This is a genomic window from Ruegeria sp. HKCCD9138 (genome assembly GCF_057220975.1).
The window spans coordinates 442,775-457,476 of the sequence record NZ_JBWVAZ010000001.1; the positions used below are offsets into that span (position 1 = coordinate 442,775).

Here is a 14,702-nt window from a genome sequence, read left to right on the forward strand (position 1 = left end):
TATGGGAGGAGAACAAGCAATGCCCAAAGACAGTGGCATCGGAGCCAGTTCCAAGCGGCGCGAGGACGTACGCTTTCTAACCGGAGCGGGCAATTACACCGACGACATTAACGTACGTGGTCAGGCTTACGTACATTTCCTGCGGTCCGACATAGCGCATGGTCGGATCAAATCCGTAGACACTTCGGCAGCCGAGGGTATGCCCGGCGTGGTCAAGGTATTCACCGGCAAGGATTTCGAAGGCGTGGGTGGGATGCCCTGCGGCTGGGAAGTGACCGACAAGCACGGCGCGCCGATGCAGGAGCCGCCGCACCCGATTCTGGCGCAAGGCAAGGTCCGCCATGTGGGTGACCCGATTGCTGCCGTTGTCGCCGACAGTCTGGAGCAAGCCCATGACGCGGCTGAAGCGATCGACGTGGATATCGAAGAACTGACACCGGTTCTTGATATGAAAGCGGCCGCGCAGGACGGCGCGACACTGGTTCATGACGATCTGAAGAACAACATCTGTTATGACTGGCAGCTGGGCGAGGCTGATGACGCAAAGGTCAATGAGGTCTTTGCCAATGCAGCCCATGTGACCACTTTGGATCTTGTTAACAACCGCCTGGTCGCCAACCCGATGGAGCCGCGGGTCGCCGTGGCCGAGCACAACCGCGGCACGGATGAGTATACGCTCTACACCACGTCACAGAATCCGCATGTGATACGCCTGCTGATGTGCGCCTTTGTTCTGGGCTTGCCCGAGCACAAGGTGCGTGTGGTGGCCCCGGATGTGGGCGGTGGCTTTGGCACCAAGATCTTCCACTATGCCGAAGAGGCATTCTGTACCTTCGCCGCCAAGGCCTGCAACCGTCCGGTCAAATGGACCGCCAGCCGGTCCGAGGCGTTCATGTCGGATGCGCAGGGTCGCGACCATGTCAGCAGAATTGAGCTGGCGTTGGATTCCGATAATAACTTCATAGGGTTGCGCACCGATACTTATGCAAACCTGGGCGCGTATCTTTCGACCTTCTCCAGCTCGGTTCCGACCTGGCTGCACGGAACTTTGATGGCGGGCAATTACAAGACGCCGGTCATTCAGGTGAATGTGAAAGCGATGTTCACCAATACGGTGCCGGTGGACGCCTATCGCGGCGCGGGCCGCCCCGAGGCGACGTTCCAGTTGGAGCGTGTGATTGACAAGGCCGCGCGCGAACTGGGTGTCGATCCGATTGCGCTGCGCCGTCAGAACTTCATCACCGAGTTCCCGTATGACACACCTGTGGCGCTGACCTACGACACCGGCAACTATCACGGTACGATGGACAAGCTCGAGGCCGCTGCCGACATTGCTGGCTTTGCCGCGCGGCGTGCGGCAAGCGAGGCCAACGGCAAGCTGCGCGGTCTTGGCATCAACTGCTATATCGAGGCTTGCGGTATCGCGCCCTCGAACATCGTGGGTATGCTGGGGGCTCGCGCGGGTCTTTATGATGCGGCAACGGTGCGGGTGAACGCCACGGGCTCGATCAGCGTGATGGTGGGTGCGCACAGCCATGGGCAAGGGCACGAGACCGCCTTCCCGCAGGTTGTGGCCGACATGATCGGCATCGATGAATCGATGGTCGAGATTGTGCATGGTGACACCTCGAAGATCCCGTTCGGTATGGGCACCTATGGCTCTCGCTCACTGGCCGTTTGTGGCTCGGCCATGGTCAAGGCGACCGAGAAGGTGATCGAGAAGGCCAAACGGATCGCGGCGCATCTGTTGGAAGCTTCCGAGGCGGACATAGAGCTGAAGGATGGCCAGTTCACTGTCGCGGGCACTGATAAATCGGTGGCTTGGGGCGATGTGACCCTGACGGCCTACGTGCCGCACAACTATCCGCTGGAAGTGGAACCCGGCCTGGAGGAGACCGCATTCTACGACCCGGCCAACTTCACCTTTCCGGCAGGTGCGTATGCCTGTGAGGTCGAGGTCGACCCTGAAACCGGACAGGTAAGCATCGAGGCTTTCACCGCTGCGGATGACTTTGGCAACATCGTCAACCCGATGATCGTGGACGGTCAGGTCCATGGCGGCATCGGTCAGGGGATTGGGCAGGCGCTGCTGGAAAACTGCGCCTATGACGAAAACGGTCAGCTGTTGAGCGCATCCTTCATGGATTACGCGATGCCGCGTGCGGACGATGTGCCGTTCTATGGTGTCGACCATTCCAGCCAGACACCCTGCACGCACAACCCGTTGGGCGTGAAGGGCTGTGGTGAGGCCGGTGCGATTGGCTCTCCGCCTGCCGTGGTCAATGCGGTGCTGGATGCGCTGAATTCGGCCGGCAAGGCAGTGGATCATATCGACATGCCGGTGAGCCCGTCGCGCGTCTGGGCAGCGATGCATGGTTGAGTGGAGAGGGCGGACCGGGGGCCAGCCCCCGGACCCCCGGGATATTTTTAGCCAGATGAAGGGCGGATCCGCGTCTTTCGGAAAGGATAAGCGAAATGTACAGTTTCGAGTTTGAGAAACCCTCGACCATCGCCGACGCGGTTGCCGCGTTGGGGGCAGAGGATGCGCAGGTATTGGGCGGCGGACAGACTCTGATCCCGACGCTGAAGCAGCGCCTGGCAGCGCCGCCAAAGCTGGTGTCGGTGAGTGGAATTGCCGAGATGCAGGGCGTTTGCATTGAGGATGATGGCTCGGTCGCCATTGGCGGGGCCACGACCCATGCCACTGTGGCAGCTGAGGCAGCCAGCAGTTATCCCGCGCTGGCGGCTCTGGCCGGGCAGATCGGCGACCCTGCGGTTCGCAATCGCGGCACAATTGGCGGTTCGGTTGCCAACAACGATCCCGCCGCCTGTTATCCGGCAGGCGTTTTGGGGTCTGGTGCAACGGTCATCACCAACGCGCGTCAAATCGCAGCGGACGACTTCTTTCAGGGCATGTTCACAACTGCTCTGGACGAGGGTGAGGTCATAACCTCGGTCCGCTTTCCGGTGCCCCAGGCGGCCAACTACCAGAAATTTCTGCAACCGGCTTCGCGATTTGCGCTGGTCGGTGTGTTTCTGGCCCGGTTCGCCGACGGGGTCCGTGTGGCCGTTACCGGCGCCAGTGAGGACGGTGTCTTTCGCTGGAGCGAGGCCGAGGAAGCGCTGAACAAGGAGTTCCGCACAGATGCATTGATGGATCTCAGGGTCAATCCGATGAACATGATTGCCGATCTCCATGGCAGCAAGGAATACCGGGCGCATCTTGTGGGTGTCATGACCAGGCGAGCGGTGGAAGCCTGCCTGTAAGCCGTAAAAATCAATGGAAGGACCGTGACATAAATCGCGGTCTTTTCTATTTTTTTCGCAGCTTGGGCAGGGTCGATGGCCGCCAGTAGGCACCGGTATCTTCCCGAACCTTCTGGTATTGATCGACCCGCTGGCGTGCTGCGTCACCCCCCTCAGAAAAGAGATGCCCAAGCAGGCATTCCAAAACGGCCATCGCGCCCGAGAAGCTTGAGAATTGGTGCAAGGTTCGCGTGCTGACGGGCAACGTGACATCTGGCGCAACACCCGGTGCGATTACGTCACTGTCCGACAAAAGGACAATGCGCAGTCCGCGCTCGCGGGCAAAGCGCATGGCCTGGATCGTATCGGCGGAGTATGGTTGTACGGTTATGGCAAACAGGCAGTCTTCTACGCTACTCTCGATCAGATCATCGATAGCCGACCCCATGTGGCGCGGCACCAATTGAAAACCGGGATGCGCCATGCGACCTGCGTAATGGAAATAGTAGGCCAAGGCATAGCTGGCACGTGTCGCCGTTACAAAGCACCGCTGGGCCGAGACCATGTGTTTGACTGCAAGTTCGGCCAAGCGAGGGTCCATCAAGCGCAGGGAACGCGAAACAACGTTCAGTTCATTCCGGGCAAACCCGGCTTGTGCAGCGCTGAAGGCATCGCCTTTGCTCATCCTTTCCAGCCAATCGTGACCCATCCTGTCTTCGCGATCGGTCACTAGGGTTTGGCGGAAGGGGCGCCGGAATTCCTCGAAGCTGTCATATCCCAAGCGTTGCGCAAGGCGGATCAGAACGTTTGAACTGACGCCGATCCGTTCGGCGGTTGTGCGGATCGGGTTCAGGCCGAAATCAGCCGAGTGGTCGATGACGTATTTGGCTGCTAGCTGCATCTGTTTTGGCAAAACCTCAATATCGCGGCGCAGTCGGTTGATCAGATGAGACGATGAGTGTTGCATGAGAGAATAAAAACAAATGTTTCCAAGAAATGGAATTGAAAACATCCAGCCGCAGGTTAGGTCGATGTCAAACGTCACAGGTGGAGCCAGGTCAGACGACATGAAAACCGGAACAGCGTTTCCTTACATACTGGTCGCGCCGAACGGAGCGCGGCGCGGGCATGCGGATCACGCAGCCCTTCCCGTCGCAACGGACGAAATTGTCAAAACCGCCAAGGCTTGCCATACCGCCGGAGCTGACGGGGTGCATTTGCACATTCGGGACAAGGACGGGCAGCATACGCTGGACGCCGGACAATACCGGGAGACGATTGCCGAATTGCAGCAGGTCGTGCCACAGATGGACGTTCAGATCACGACAGAATCAGCGGGCCAATTCGGCGTTCAGGCGCAATATGATTGCCTTTGCGGCGTTCAGCCCAACTGGGCCTCGATATCGGTACGAGAAATCGCGCGTGACCCCGACCTGTCCGCGCAGGTTTATGCAGTGTGCAGGGATCAGGGCATACGTGTGCAGCACATTCTGTACGATGCCGCTGACGCGGAATTGTTGACGCGCTGGCAAGTTGAAGGTGTTGTTCACCCAGACCAGTCTGATCGGCTGCTGGTTTTGGGGCGCTACACGACAGGCCAACAGTCCAAACCTGAAGATCTGGATGTGTTTCCCGACTATCAATCCCCGTGGATGGTTTGTGCTTTTGGCGCACAGGAACACGCGTGCCTCGCCAAAGCCGCGCTGCGCGGAGGAGACGTCCGCGTTGGCTTTGAGAACAGTCTGGCTGGCCGCGATGGTGCGCCGTGGGCAGATAATGCCGCCTCGGTTGCGGCGCTTGTGGAATTGCTGAAAGGGACGTTGAAATGAGTCATGTCTTTCCCCGCCATACCAAATCTGTCCTGCCTGTCGCGGCAGGAGGGGATGGTTGTTACCTGATTGATGCTCAGGGCAAACGATATCTGGACTGTGGCGACGCTGCTGTGTCCTGCCTGGGCCATTCCAACCCGGCAGTGATCAAGGCGGTTCAGGATCAGGTCGGACAAATTGCATTTGCGCATACGGGGTTCATGACTTCGGAACCGGCCGAGGCGCTGGCCGATCTGTTGATTGAACACGCGCCGGGCGACCTGGACCGGGTTTACTTCGTTTCCGGCGGGTCCGAGGCAACCGAGGCTGCGATCAAGCTGGCCCGGCAATACTTCCTTGAGATCGGTCAGCCGAAGCGGCGCCATGTAATTGCCCGCCGACAGAGTTATCACGGCAATACTTTGGGTGCCCTATCGGCTGGTGGCAACGCATGGCGGCGGGCGCAGTTTGCTCCGATGCTGATCGAGATGACCCACATTGCGCCCTGCTACGAATATGCGGAAAAGCCTGCGGGCGAGAGCAGCTATGACTATGGTCAGCGTGTCGCCAACGAGTTGGAGGTCGAAATCCTTCGACTTGGCTCCGACTCAGTTATGGCGTTCATGGCCGAACCGGTGGTGGGCGCCACGCTGGGTGCGGTTCCGGCTATGGAAGGGTATTTCAAACGCATCCGAGAAATCTGTGACAAATACGGGGTGCTTCTGATCCTGGACGAAGTTATGTGCGGAATGGGTCGGACAGGGCATTTGTTTGCCTGCGACTACGACGGTATAGCGCCAGATATTCTGTGCATCGCCAAAGGGCTGGGTGCCGGTTATCAACCGATTGGCGCGATGTTGTGCACCAGGCAGATTTACGATGCGATCCGGGATGGTTCCGGCTTTTTTCAGCACGGCCATACCTATATCGGGCACCCGGTGGCGACGGCTGCCGCACTCGCTGTTGTGCAGGAGCTGACAACGCGTGGCTTGCCTGCGCGCGCCGCTACTATGGGTGAAAAATTGCAGTCCGCTCTGGAAAGCGCTTTTGGCCAACACCCGAATATCGGTGACATTCGGGGCCGGGGTTTGTTCCGAGGGCTGGAATTGGTCGCTGACCGCGAAACCCGTACCCCGTTTGACCCCGCCTTGGGTATTGCAGGGAAGATAAAGAAAGCCGCTGTTGCCGAAGGTCTGATCTGTTATCCGATGTCCGGGACACGGGATGGCAGGTACGGGGATCACATCCTGCTTGCCCCTCCATTCATCATTGAAGAAGCGCAGATCGAAGAGCTGGTCTCAAAACTGACCAAGGCAATCGAGGTGTCACTGCCGGAGTGATCCTGGGGATAACGATCAGGGGGCGGTTATCTCCATCGCCCTCTGGTACAGCGCATTGAATGCCATGATCGGGTGTTCCGACTGAGACGAACAGGCGTCGTCAACCACCAGGGCGCCATACCCCAACGCACCGCTTTCCAACCCGCGTTGGACCGAGTCCACGATCGGGCCGTCTTCGGCGAAGGTCGTAGTGCGGTGCTGTAGAATAATTTCGTGTTCCACCGCATTTGGTTCGGCCTCGGGCAGCCACCAGTCGACCTCGATCTTGGTTTTGTTCACGCTGAGCGGCTTCCAGCGATAGGTGTTCACGATACCGCCGGGATAGACCTGCAACGCGAACAAAGGAAAAAACCACCAGGTCAGAAATTTGTCTGTACGCGCCTCGGGATCAGCAACATAGCTGTATGACTTCTGAGAGTCCGGTCGGGCAGGGCTGGCATGGCGGATACCATAGTCAAAGCCGCGCGTTTGGTATTGATCGGGGTCGACGACGCCGGTCGTCAAAGTCTTATGGACTACGGCACAGTGGTAGCATTCGTTGAAATTTTCGGCGACGACCTTCCAGTTCGCACGCGCCAGGCGTTCGGTACGGTCTGCCCGCTTGTATCTGGGCAGATTGGGCGCGTATTCGGAAATTTCATTCAACGCACATTTGGCCAGATCGGCCAGCGCGCGCGCGTTTGGATCGAGGTTTACCAGAACCAACCCGAAGAACACCTCGACCCGGACGGTGCGGAGTTTGTATTGGTTCTTGTCGAACCCCGGAAACGCCGATGCGTTCGGAGCCGCGCGCAGTTGGCCGGTCGTATCATAGGTCCAGGCATGGTAGGGGCAGGTCATTTTCTTGGCACAGCCTTTGCCGGTCAACAACTCGTGGCCGCGATGAACGCAGACATTGTAGAAGGCGCGTATGACGTCGTCCTGCCCGCGGATCACGATGACCGAGATGCCGCTGATATCTTCGACTACATAATCGCCGGTATTCGGAAGATCGGTTACATGGCCGACCAGCTGCCACGAAAGACGGAAGATCAGCTCGTGTTCTTGTGCGAAATTGGCCTCATCACAATAGGCCCGCGCCGGAAGCGATTGATACACGCCGCCAGAAAATGACATCTCACCCATTGCGGTCTCCTGTTTCAGGTTGCACGAGTTTGAAGCAAAAGCAGATCAGCGTCTTTCCGCTTTGCGCCAGCGCGTCGTCGAAATCAGAGCGTCTGAATTCGACATGCCGTCGCTTTCAGGCATCCTGCATCTGGTGACTGAACCAAGGGGATGCAAATCGCGGGTATTGAAATCTTGGTGAACAAAAAAACCCTGCCAGAGCATCTCTGACAGGGTTTGAATTTGGGGAATAGTTCGGCCTTACTTTTGCGGCAGCGGGCCGATCATCATGACCATCTGGCGGCCTTCCATCTTCGGCATATTCTCGACCTTGCCGATTTCCTGAACGTCTTCGGCCACCCGTTCCAGCAGTTCACGACCCAGATTTTGGTGGGCCATCTCGCGGCCACGAAACCGCAGGGTGACTTTCACTTTGTCGCCCTTTTCAAGAAACTTGACGACGTTCTTCATTTTGACGTCATAGTCATGCGTGTCGGTGTTGGGCCGGAACTTGACCTCTTTCACCTCGATGACTTTTTGTTTCTTGCGCGCTTCGCTTTCGCGTTTTTGTTGTTCGTACTTGTATTTGCCAAAGTCCATGATCTTGCAGACGGGCGGGTTCGCGTTCGGCGAAATCTCGACCAGATCGAGACCGGCATCTGCGGCAAGTTGCATGGCTTTGGCAGGATGAACCACCCCGACGTTTTCACCTTCGGCGCCGATCAGGCGAATTTCGGGGGCACGGATCTTTTCATTGACGCGCGGGCCGGTATCTCTCTGAGGCGGCGCGTTGTGAGGTCTGCGGGCTATGGGTTCATTCCTTTGATGGTTGAAGAATTTCGAGCCCGGAATTTAGACCGCCACGCACGGCGTTTCAAGCGGCATAAGCGAGAGCCTGCACGAAAATCTTGGGTTTTGTCAGGAGTTTTTGCCGACCGGGCCTTCGGAGGCCCGGCCAAAAACCGGATCAGCCGACAAAGGCTTTTTCGATCACGAACTCTTTGGGTTCGGAATTTGCACCTTCGCGCAGGCCGAATTCTTCGAGGATCGCCTTGATGTCGTGGTTGAAGGCAAGGCTGCCGCAGACCATTGCGCGATCTGTTTCCGGCTTGATGCCACCTTCGATTCCCAGATCGGCAAAGACGGTGCCGTCTTTCAGCAGATTGGTGATCCGGCCCATCTTGGAGCTCTCTTCCCGGGTTGTGGTCGGGTAATAGCGGATCTTGTCAGCGAACCCTTCTCCGATCAGTTCGGCCAGCAGTTCGTCCTGACGGATGTTTTCGATCAACTGGCGGCCATATTCCAGCTCGGCCACGTCGCGGCAGGTGTGCGTGATTATGACCTCGTCATAATCCTCATAGGTCTGCGGTTCACGCAACAGCGAGGCGAAGGGGGCAAATCCGGTGCCGGTGGCAAAGAACCAGATGCGCTTTCCGGGCAGCAGCGCGTCATGGACCAGCGTACCGACGGGTTTGGGGCGCAGGATGATCTGATCACCGGGCTGGATATGCTGCAGTTTCGAGGTCAGTGGACCGTCCTGCACCTTGATCGAATAAAACTCCAGCTCTTCATCCCAGGACGGCGAGGCGATGGAATAGGCACGCAGCAGCGGCTTGCCGTTGTCACCCAGCAGGCCGATCATCACGAACTCGCCCGAACGGAACCGCAGCGACGCCGGGCGCGACACCTTGAACGAGAACAGGCGGTTGGTCCAGTGCTTGACCTCGGTCACAGTCTGGGCGTCGGGCAGAACGGGGGCCTTCACGGCGGTGGCTTCGGTCACGGATTTCATCTCTGTCATCGTTTCACTATCGGTCTGCTTAACCGACATCTCCGTTTAATCTTTGATCCAAGTCAGGAAAAGGGGACAGATTGCCCCCTTGGTGTTGCAAACAGGCTTTGCGCGGTCCTAACCGCGCAGGCGGGCCTGATAGTTGTTATCCTGCCAATTGGCACGGGCCAGCCACTGATCCTCGGGCTGACGGTCGGCCAGGCTGTGGTCGATTTCGACCTCGTCAAATCCGCTGCGGCGCGCCATGGCATATTGGTCGGCCAGAACATGGCCCTTGGCACGCAGACGGCCGGAATAGCCTTTCAGGCGCAGCGTGCGCGCGATTGTAAAGCCGCGCCCATCTGCGAAAGATGGAAAATCGACCCTGACCATTCTTGCACCGCCTAAACGGTCAAACAGTTCGTCCGGGTCCGTGTCCGAGGTTACGTCCAATGCAACCACGTCATTCGCCGCGTCTTCCAAGGTGACAAAACCATCGGTCCAGTCATCGGGGGCGAAGCCTTCATCCGTTACGATTACGTTCATGTTCTCTCTCCGGCGCGCACCATCTTGCCGTCGACAAAATGAATACCGCATTCTTCCTTGTTCTGGTCACGCCAGCGCCCGGCGCGTGGGTCTTCGCCCTCTTTGACCGGTGATGTGCAGGGCGCACAACCGATCGAGGGGTATCCTTTAGCCACCAGCGGATGCCGGGGCAGGTTGTTTTCGTCCATATAGGCGCGCACGTCCTCGGGCGCCCAATGGGCCAGCGGGTTGACCTTGATTCTGCCGGTGCCATCCTCGACCTCGAAGAAATCGAGCGCTGCGCGCGTACCGGACTGGAACCGTTTGCGTCCGGTAATCCAGCCATCGAAGCCCATCAACGCTTTTTGCAGCGGGAAGGTCTTGCGCAGGTTGCAGCACGCATCCGCATCACGCAGGCGCAACGCGCCATATGGATCCTCGCGTTGAATGTCCTCATCCTCGGCCCGAATGATGCGAACATTGATCAGGCCCAAACGCTCGCTGACCTCCTGCTGGTACTCAAGCGTTTCGGTGAACAGCATCTGAGTGTCAACAAACAGCACCGGCGTCGCCTTGTTCACAACCGCAGCCATATGCAGCAGCACGACGGATTCCGCGCCAAAGCTGGAGACCAAGGCAAGCTCGTCGATCTCCTCGATGGCGCCATGCATCACGTCATGCGCGCTGTGATGCCGGAACCGGGCGTTCAGCTCCTGAACCCGTTCGGTCAGTTCGCGTCTTTCCCGGCCCAGTTCCGTCTGGATCAGGTCAAGCGGCATTGGCACGCGCCTCGGGGTAGAGAGCAGCCTTGAACGGCGCCATGCCAACCCGGCGGTATGTATCGAGGAAGGTCTCCTCGGCGCTTTCCCTTTGTTCCAAATACGTTTCCACGATGCGCTCGACCGCTGGCACGATCTCGTCATAGGCAAAGCCCGGACCGGTGCGGTCACCGATGGCGGCCGTTTCGGTGCCGTCGCCACCCAGAGTGATCTGGTAGTTTTCGACGCCCGCGCGATCCAGGCCCAGGATGCCGATATGACCAACATGGTGGTGACCACATGCGTTGATGCAGCCCGAGATCTTGATCTTCAGGTGACCGATATCGTGCTCCAGCTTCAGCTCGTCAAAACGGGTCGCGATCTGCTGGGCAACCGGGATCGAACGAGCCGTGGCCAGCGCGCAGTAATCCATGCCGGGGCAAGCGATGATGTCGCTGATCAGGCCGATATTGGCGGTCGCCAATTCATGTTCCTTCAGCTTCGCATGGATCGCGGGCAGGTCCGACTTGTGGACATGCGGCAGGATCACGTTCTGCTCATGGCTGATACGCAGCTCGTCATAGGCGAACTTTTCAGCCAGATCGGCCATCACGCGCATCTGTTCCGCAGTCGCATCACCCGGTGTCTGGCCGTGTTTCTTGATCGAGATCGTGACGATTGCGTGGTCCGCGTTCTTGTGCGGTGCGATGTTGGTATCGACCCACGAGCGGAAGACCGGATCGTTGGTGTAGGCGCTTTCGAATGATGCAACCGAACCCTCACGGAAGGACGGAGGCGCAAAGTGGCCCTTGATCTCTTCCAGCAGGTTCATGTCGGCACCTTTGAACTGCGGGCGAACCTGCAGGAAGCGCTCGTTCACCTTGGCACGGATGGTGTCGATACCATTCTCGTGCACGGTGATCTTGATGCGCGCTTTGTACTTGTTGTCGCGGCGGCCGATCTGGTTCCACACGGACACAGTGGCTTCCAGATACGCCAGCAGGTCGTCAAAGGCGACGAATTCGGACAGTTCCTTGCCGATCATCGGTGTACGGCCCAGGCCGCCACCCACAATAACGCGGGCGCCCAGAACGCCGTCACGCTCGACCAGTTGCAGGCCGATGTCATGCGCCTTGATCACGGCGCGGTCATTTTCCGAGCCGGTGATGGCGATCTTGAACTTGCGCGGCATGAACTGGAATTCGGGATGGTCGGTCGACCACTGGCGCAGCAGTTCGGCATAGGGGCGCGGGTCGGCGACCTCATCCGCGGCAGCACCGGCGAAATGGTCGGCTGTCACGTTTCGGATGGTGTTGCCCGAGGTCTGGATGGCGTGCATGCCAACCTCAGCCAGCGCGTCCAGCATGTCTGGCACGTCGTTCAATTTCGGCCAGTTGTACTGGATGTTCTGGCGCGTGGTGAAGTGGCCATAGCCCTTGTCCCACTTCTCGGCCAACAAGGCCAGTTGGCGCATCTGCGCGCTGGACAGCGTGCCATAGGGGATGGCGACCCGCAACATGTAGGCGTGCAACTGCAGGTATAGACCATTCATCAGGCGCAGGGGTTTGAATTCATCCTCGGTCAGCGAGCCGTCAATACGGCGCTCGACCTGCGCGCGGAACTGCGCGTTACGTTCTGCCAAAAATGCTGTGTCGAACTCGGAGTAGCGATACATGATTAGCTGTCCTTAGTTGCAGCCCCGAACCTAGGGGCCTTGAAGGGGAGAAAGAGGGCCAGAGGTCAGGCCCGGGGCTGCGGGGAAGTTTCCTGTTTGCCGTGGGCATAGTTGGACGGACCAGTCCGGCGGAAGTCTTCCCGGAAATGCGTGGGCTCGGGGCCATTGTCGCCGGCGACAGCGTCGGCCAGATAGGCACCGACGATCTTGTTCGCCTGACGCTCGGCATCCAGCAAGCGAACCTGTGCGTGGGCTTCGTCGGTGATCAGCTCGGCCTCGGACAGCTCGCGCGACCAGCGATCGTCTTCGGTCAGGTAGATAACGTCGCCTTCCAACAGGTCGTTGGCTGTAACCACTTTGGGCGTAAATGCGCGGGCCATCAGGCGTGCTCCTTCTTCAACTCAATGACAACCGACCCCGGCGTGGGCTTTCTGTTCGCGGCATCGCAAAACAGACCGGTAGAGCCGAAATAGGCGAGGCAGTTTCGCGAACGTTTCAGAATGGGCGGCATCTGTTTGCACCGGGGTTGTTTGACTTAACCGGCAATATAGGAAATATTCCCGGTTCAGCGCTATATTGCGAAGCAAATAAGAACGCATGTTCTGATTGGCGGTAATTCGGGAACATCAGTTCCAAATTGAGGGAAATATTGGGATGACAGTGCGAATAGACGAAACAGATCGGAAAATTCTGGCCGAGCTGCAACGCGACGCCAGTCAATCCCTGGACGAAATAGCGGCGAGGGTTGGGAGTTCCAAGACACCGGTCTGGAATCGCATCCGCAAGCTCAAGGGTGCCGGAGTCATAGGACAGCAGACTGTTCTACTGGATGCCGAAGCGCTGGGATTCGAGGCGACATTCTTTGTACTGATCCGAACTTCGGAACACGAAGCGGAGTGGCAGCGAAAGTTTCTCAAAGCGTTGCGTGACCAACCGGAAGTGCAGGAAGCGCATAGGTTAGCAGGGGATATCGACTATATCCTGAAAGTTCGTGTGAAGAACGCGCGCGCCTACGATTCCTTCTATCAGACGCTGATCTCGGAAGTACGCGTACACAACGTGACCGCCTTGTTGTCGATGGAGGAGATCAAATCGACAACGATGTTGCCGCTGAACGCGCTGAAGGAAGGGTGAGCGCGGTTGATGGGGGCTTTGCCCCCGCCGCCCGTGACGGGCGGCTCCCCCAGGATATTTTTGGCCAGATGAACGTGGGATCCGGAATTATTGCGGCGACAGCGCATGAGCTCCGAAGCTTTTGGCGATCATTCGCAAGATTTTTTGGGCAGGTGTCAGGTTTTGACCATTAGTTTCGTTAAGCCGTGAAAGTGGTAGCTGTCTGCGTAGACCGGGTCGCCCGCCAGCCGCAGGTTCGGGCATCGTTCAAAAAGGATCGATAGCCCAATTCGCATTTCCAGGCGGGCGAGGGGGGCGCCGACGCAGAAATGTACACCTCCGCCAAAGCTTGAGTTTGTCACGATGTCCCGCCCCGGATCGAACGCGTTTGGGTTGTCCCAGACCGCGGGATCACGGTTCGCGGCGCCAAGCAGCAGCGCGATCTTGTCGCCTCGGGCAAAATGATGACCGAACAGGGTCATATCTTCGTAGGCGAAACGTTGGAACAAATGCAGAGGCGGGTCGTAGCGCAGTATTTCTTCGATTGTACTGTCGATGGCATCCGGCTTCAGAACATCACGTGAAGAGTGGGTCTCCAGCAGGGTTTTCACGCCATTGCCCAAGGAATGGACAGTCGCTTCGTGACCGGCATTCAGCAGCAATACGCAGGTTGAGATCAGCTCTTCTTTAGAAAGTTTTTCTCCGTCTTCCTCTGCCGCGATCAATCGCGTAATCAGGTCGTCGCGTGGGTCAGATCGGCGCTGCCGGATGTATTCTGTCAGGAACACGGTAAACGCCTGGGAGGCTTGTGCGGCCTCATCTTCGATCTGGCGGTTTCGGCCAGCCTGATACATTGCCACCATGGCGTGGGACCACCGTAACAAATCAGGCGCTTTTTCCTCTGGAACACCCAGCAAGCGGCAGATGGTGACGACCGGGATCGGCGTGCAATACGTTTCCAGCAGGTCGAAGGGTTCGTCGGGGAAATCGTCTATCAAGGCGTGGCACAGGCTTTCGATCGTGGGAGCAAGTGCCGAGATTGCGCGTGATGTGAACGCGCGTAGCACCAATGCGCGCAAGCGGGTGTGCCGGGGCGGTTCGGCTTCGAGCAGTGAATGCGCTTCGATGGCGAGCCAGGGCGCAAGGTGCTTCGGTTCGTCGGAACCCATTTCAACTGGGCGCTCGGTTCCAAATCGACGATCCCGAAAAATGTCCTGAACCGCCTTGTGGGATACGGCGGCGGGCATGCCGTAATCCTCCCAGAACACGAGATCCCCGGCCTTACGAGCGGTGTCATAAAACGGGTAGGGGTTTTGCACGAAATCAGGTTCGGTGGGGGATTGGAATAACGTCTTCATAGGC

The 14,702-nt window shown here is 58.3% G+C and carries 14 protein-coding genes; 5 read left to right on the forward strand and 9 right to left on the reverse strand.

What is annotated here, in order from left to right:
* The first annotated feature begins 19 nt into the window (after positions 1-19).
* Both AC2TEL_RS02220 and AC2TEL_RS02225 read left to right on the forward strand, forming a co-directional pair.
* The gene (locus AC2TEL_RS02220) at positions 20-2,380 is read left to right on the forward strand and encodes a xanthine dehydrogenase family protein molybdopterin-binding subunit (RefSeq protein ID WP_480901616.1); all 2,361 of its coding nucleotides are present in this window, start codon (positions 20-22) and stop codon (positions 2,378-2,380) included.
* A 95-nt stretch (positions 2,381-2,475) separates the two neighbouring features.
* Positions 2,476-3,267: an FAD binding domain-containing protein gene (locus tag AC2TEL_RS02225; protein WP_480901617.1), complete on the forward strand. Its 792-nt coding sequence runs from the start codon at positions 2,476-2,478 to the stop codon at positions 3,265-3,267.
* Positions 3,268-3,313: 46 nt separating this feature from the next.
* Here the strand turns inward: AC2TEL_RS02225 and AC2TEL_RS02230 are convergent, their stop codons facing one another.
* Positions 3,314-4,213, reverse strand: a complete 900-nt coding sequence (locus AC2TEL_RS02230; RefSeq protein WP_480901618.1) for a MurR/RpiR family transcriptional regulator — start codon at positions 4,211-4,213, stop codon at positions 3,314-3,316.
* 64 nt (positions 4,214-4,277) lie between these two features.
* Here AC2TEL_RS02230 and AC2TEL_RS02235 point away from each other — a divergent pair, with 64 nt between their 5' ends.
* Both AC2TEL_RS02235 and AC2TEL_RS02240 read left to right on the forward strand, forming a co-directional pair.
* Positions 4,278-5,075 (forward strand): beta-keto acid cleavage family enzyme, encoded by a 798-nt coding sequence (locus AC2TEL_RS02235; protein ID WP_480901620.1) that lies wholly within the window; start codon positions 4,278-4,280, stop codon positions 5,073-5,075.
* Positions 5,072-6,394, forward strand: a complete 1,323-nt coding sequence (locus tag AC2TEL_RS02240) for an aspartate aminotransferase family protein (RefSeq protein WP_480901621.1) — start codon at positions 5,072-5,074, stop codon at positions 6,392-6,394. The genes AC2TEL_RS02235 and AC2TEL_RS02240 overlap by 4 nt, the downstream gene beginning before the upstream one ends.
* Positions 6,395-6,409: 15 nt before the next feature.
* Here AC2TEL_RS02240 and AC2TEL_RS02245 read toward each other — a convergent pair whose 3' ends face one another.
* The 7 genes from AC2TEL_RS02245 to AC2TEL_RS02275 form a co-directional block, all read right to left on the reverse strand.
* A complete protein-coding gene (locus tag AC2TEL_RS02245; RefSeq protein WP_480901622.1) occupies positions 6,410-7,519 on the reverse strand; it encodes an aromatic ring-hydroxylating oxygenase subunit alpha in 1,110 nt (369 codons plus the stop codon).
* A 240-nt stretch (positions 7,520-7,759) separates the two neighbouring features.
* A complete protein-coding gene (gene infC / locus AC2TEL_RS02250; RefSeq protein WP_480840218.1) occupies positions 7,760-8,350 on the reverse strand; it encodes a translation initiation factor IF-3 in 591 nt (196 codons plus the stop codon).
* A 115-nt stretch (positions 8,351-8,465) separates the two neighbouring features.
* Positions 8,466-9,299: a ferredoxin--NADP reductase gene (locus AC2TEL_RS02255; RefSeq protein ID WP_480901623.1), complete on the reverse strand. Its 834-nt coding sequence runs from the start codon at positions 9,297-9,299 to the stop codon at positions 8,466-8,468.
* 108 nt (positions 9,300-9,407) lie between these two features.
* Positions 9,408-9,815: a DUF934 domain-containing protein gene (locus AC2TEL_RS02260; protein WP_480901624.1), complete on the reverse strand. Its 408-nt coding sequence runs from the start codon at positions 9,813-9,815 to the stop codon at positions 9,408-9,410.
* The gene (locus AC2TEL_RS02265) at positions 9,812-10,573 is read right to left on the reverse strand and encodes a phosphoadenylyl-sulfate reductase (RefSeq protein ID WP_480901625.1); all 762 of its coding nucleotides are present in this window, start codon (positions 10,571-10,573) and stop codon (positions 9,812-9,814) included. The genes AC2TEL_RS02260 and AC2TEL_RS02265 overlap by 4 nt, the downstream gene beginning before the upstream one ends.
* Positions 10,563-12,227, reverse strand: a complete 1,665-nt coding sequence (locus tag AC2TEL_RS02270; protein WP_480901626.1) for a nitrite/sulfite reductase — start codon at positions 12,225-12,227, stop codon at positions 10,563-10,565. The genes AC2TEL_RS02265 and AC2TEL_RS02270 overlap by 11 nt, the downstream gene beginning before the upstream one ends.
* Positions 12,228-12,292: 65 nt before the next feature.
* A complete protein-coding gene (locus AC2TEL_RS02275) occupies positions 12,293-12,607 on the reverse strand; it encodes a DUF2849 domain-containing protein (protein WP_480839444.1) in 315 nt (104 codons plus the stop codon).
* Between the two features lie 274 nt (positions 12,608-12,881).
* Between AC2TEL_RS02275 and AC2TEL_RS02280 the strand changes: the two genes are divergently transcribed.
* Entirely contained in the window at positions 12,882-13,361 is a 480-nt protein-coding gene (locus AC2TEL_RS02280) for an Lrp/AsnC family transcriptional regulator (RefSeq protein WP_480901627.1), read from the forward strand.
* A 155-nt stretch (positions 13,362-13,516) separates the two neighbouring features.
* Here AC2TEL_RS02280 and AC2TEL_RS02285 read toward each other — a convergent pair whose 3' ends face one another.
* A complete protein-coding gene (locus tag AC2TEL_RS02285) occupies positions 13,517-14,698 on the reverse strand; it encodes a cytochrome P450 (protein WP_480839448.1) in 1,182 nt (393 codons plus the stop codon).
* Positions 14,699-14,702 lie beyond the last annotated feature (4 nt).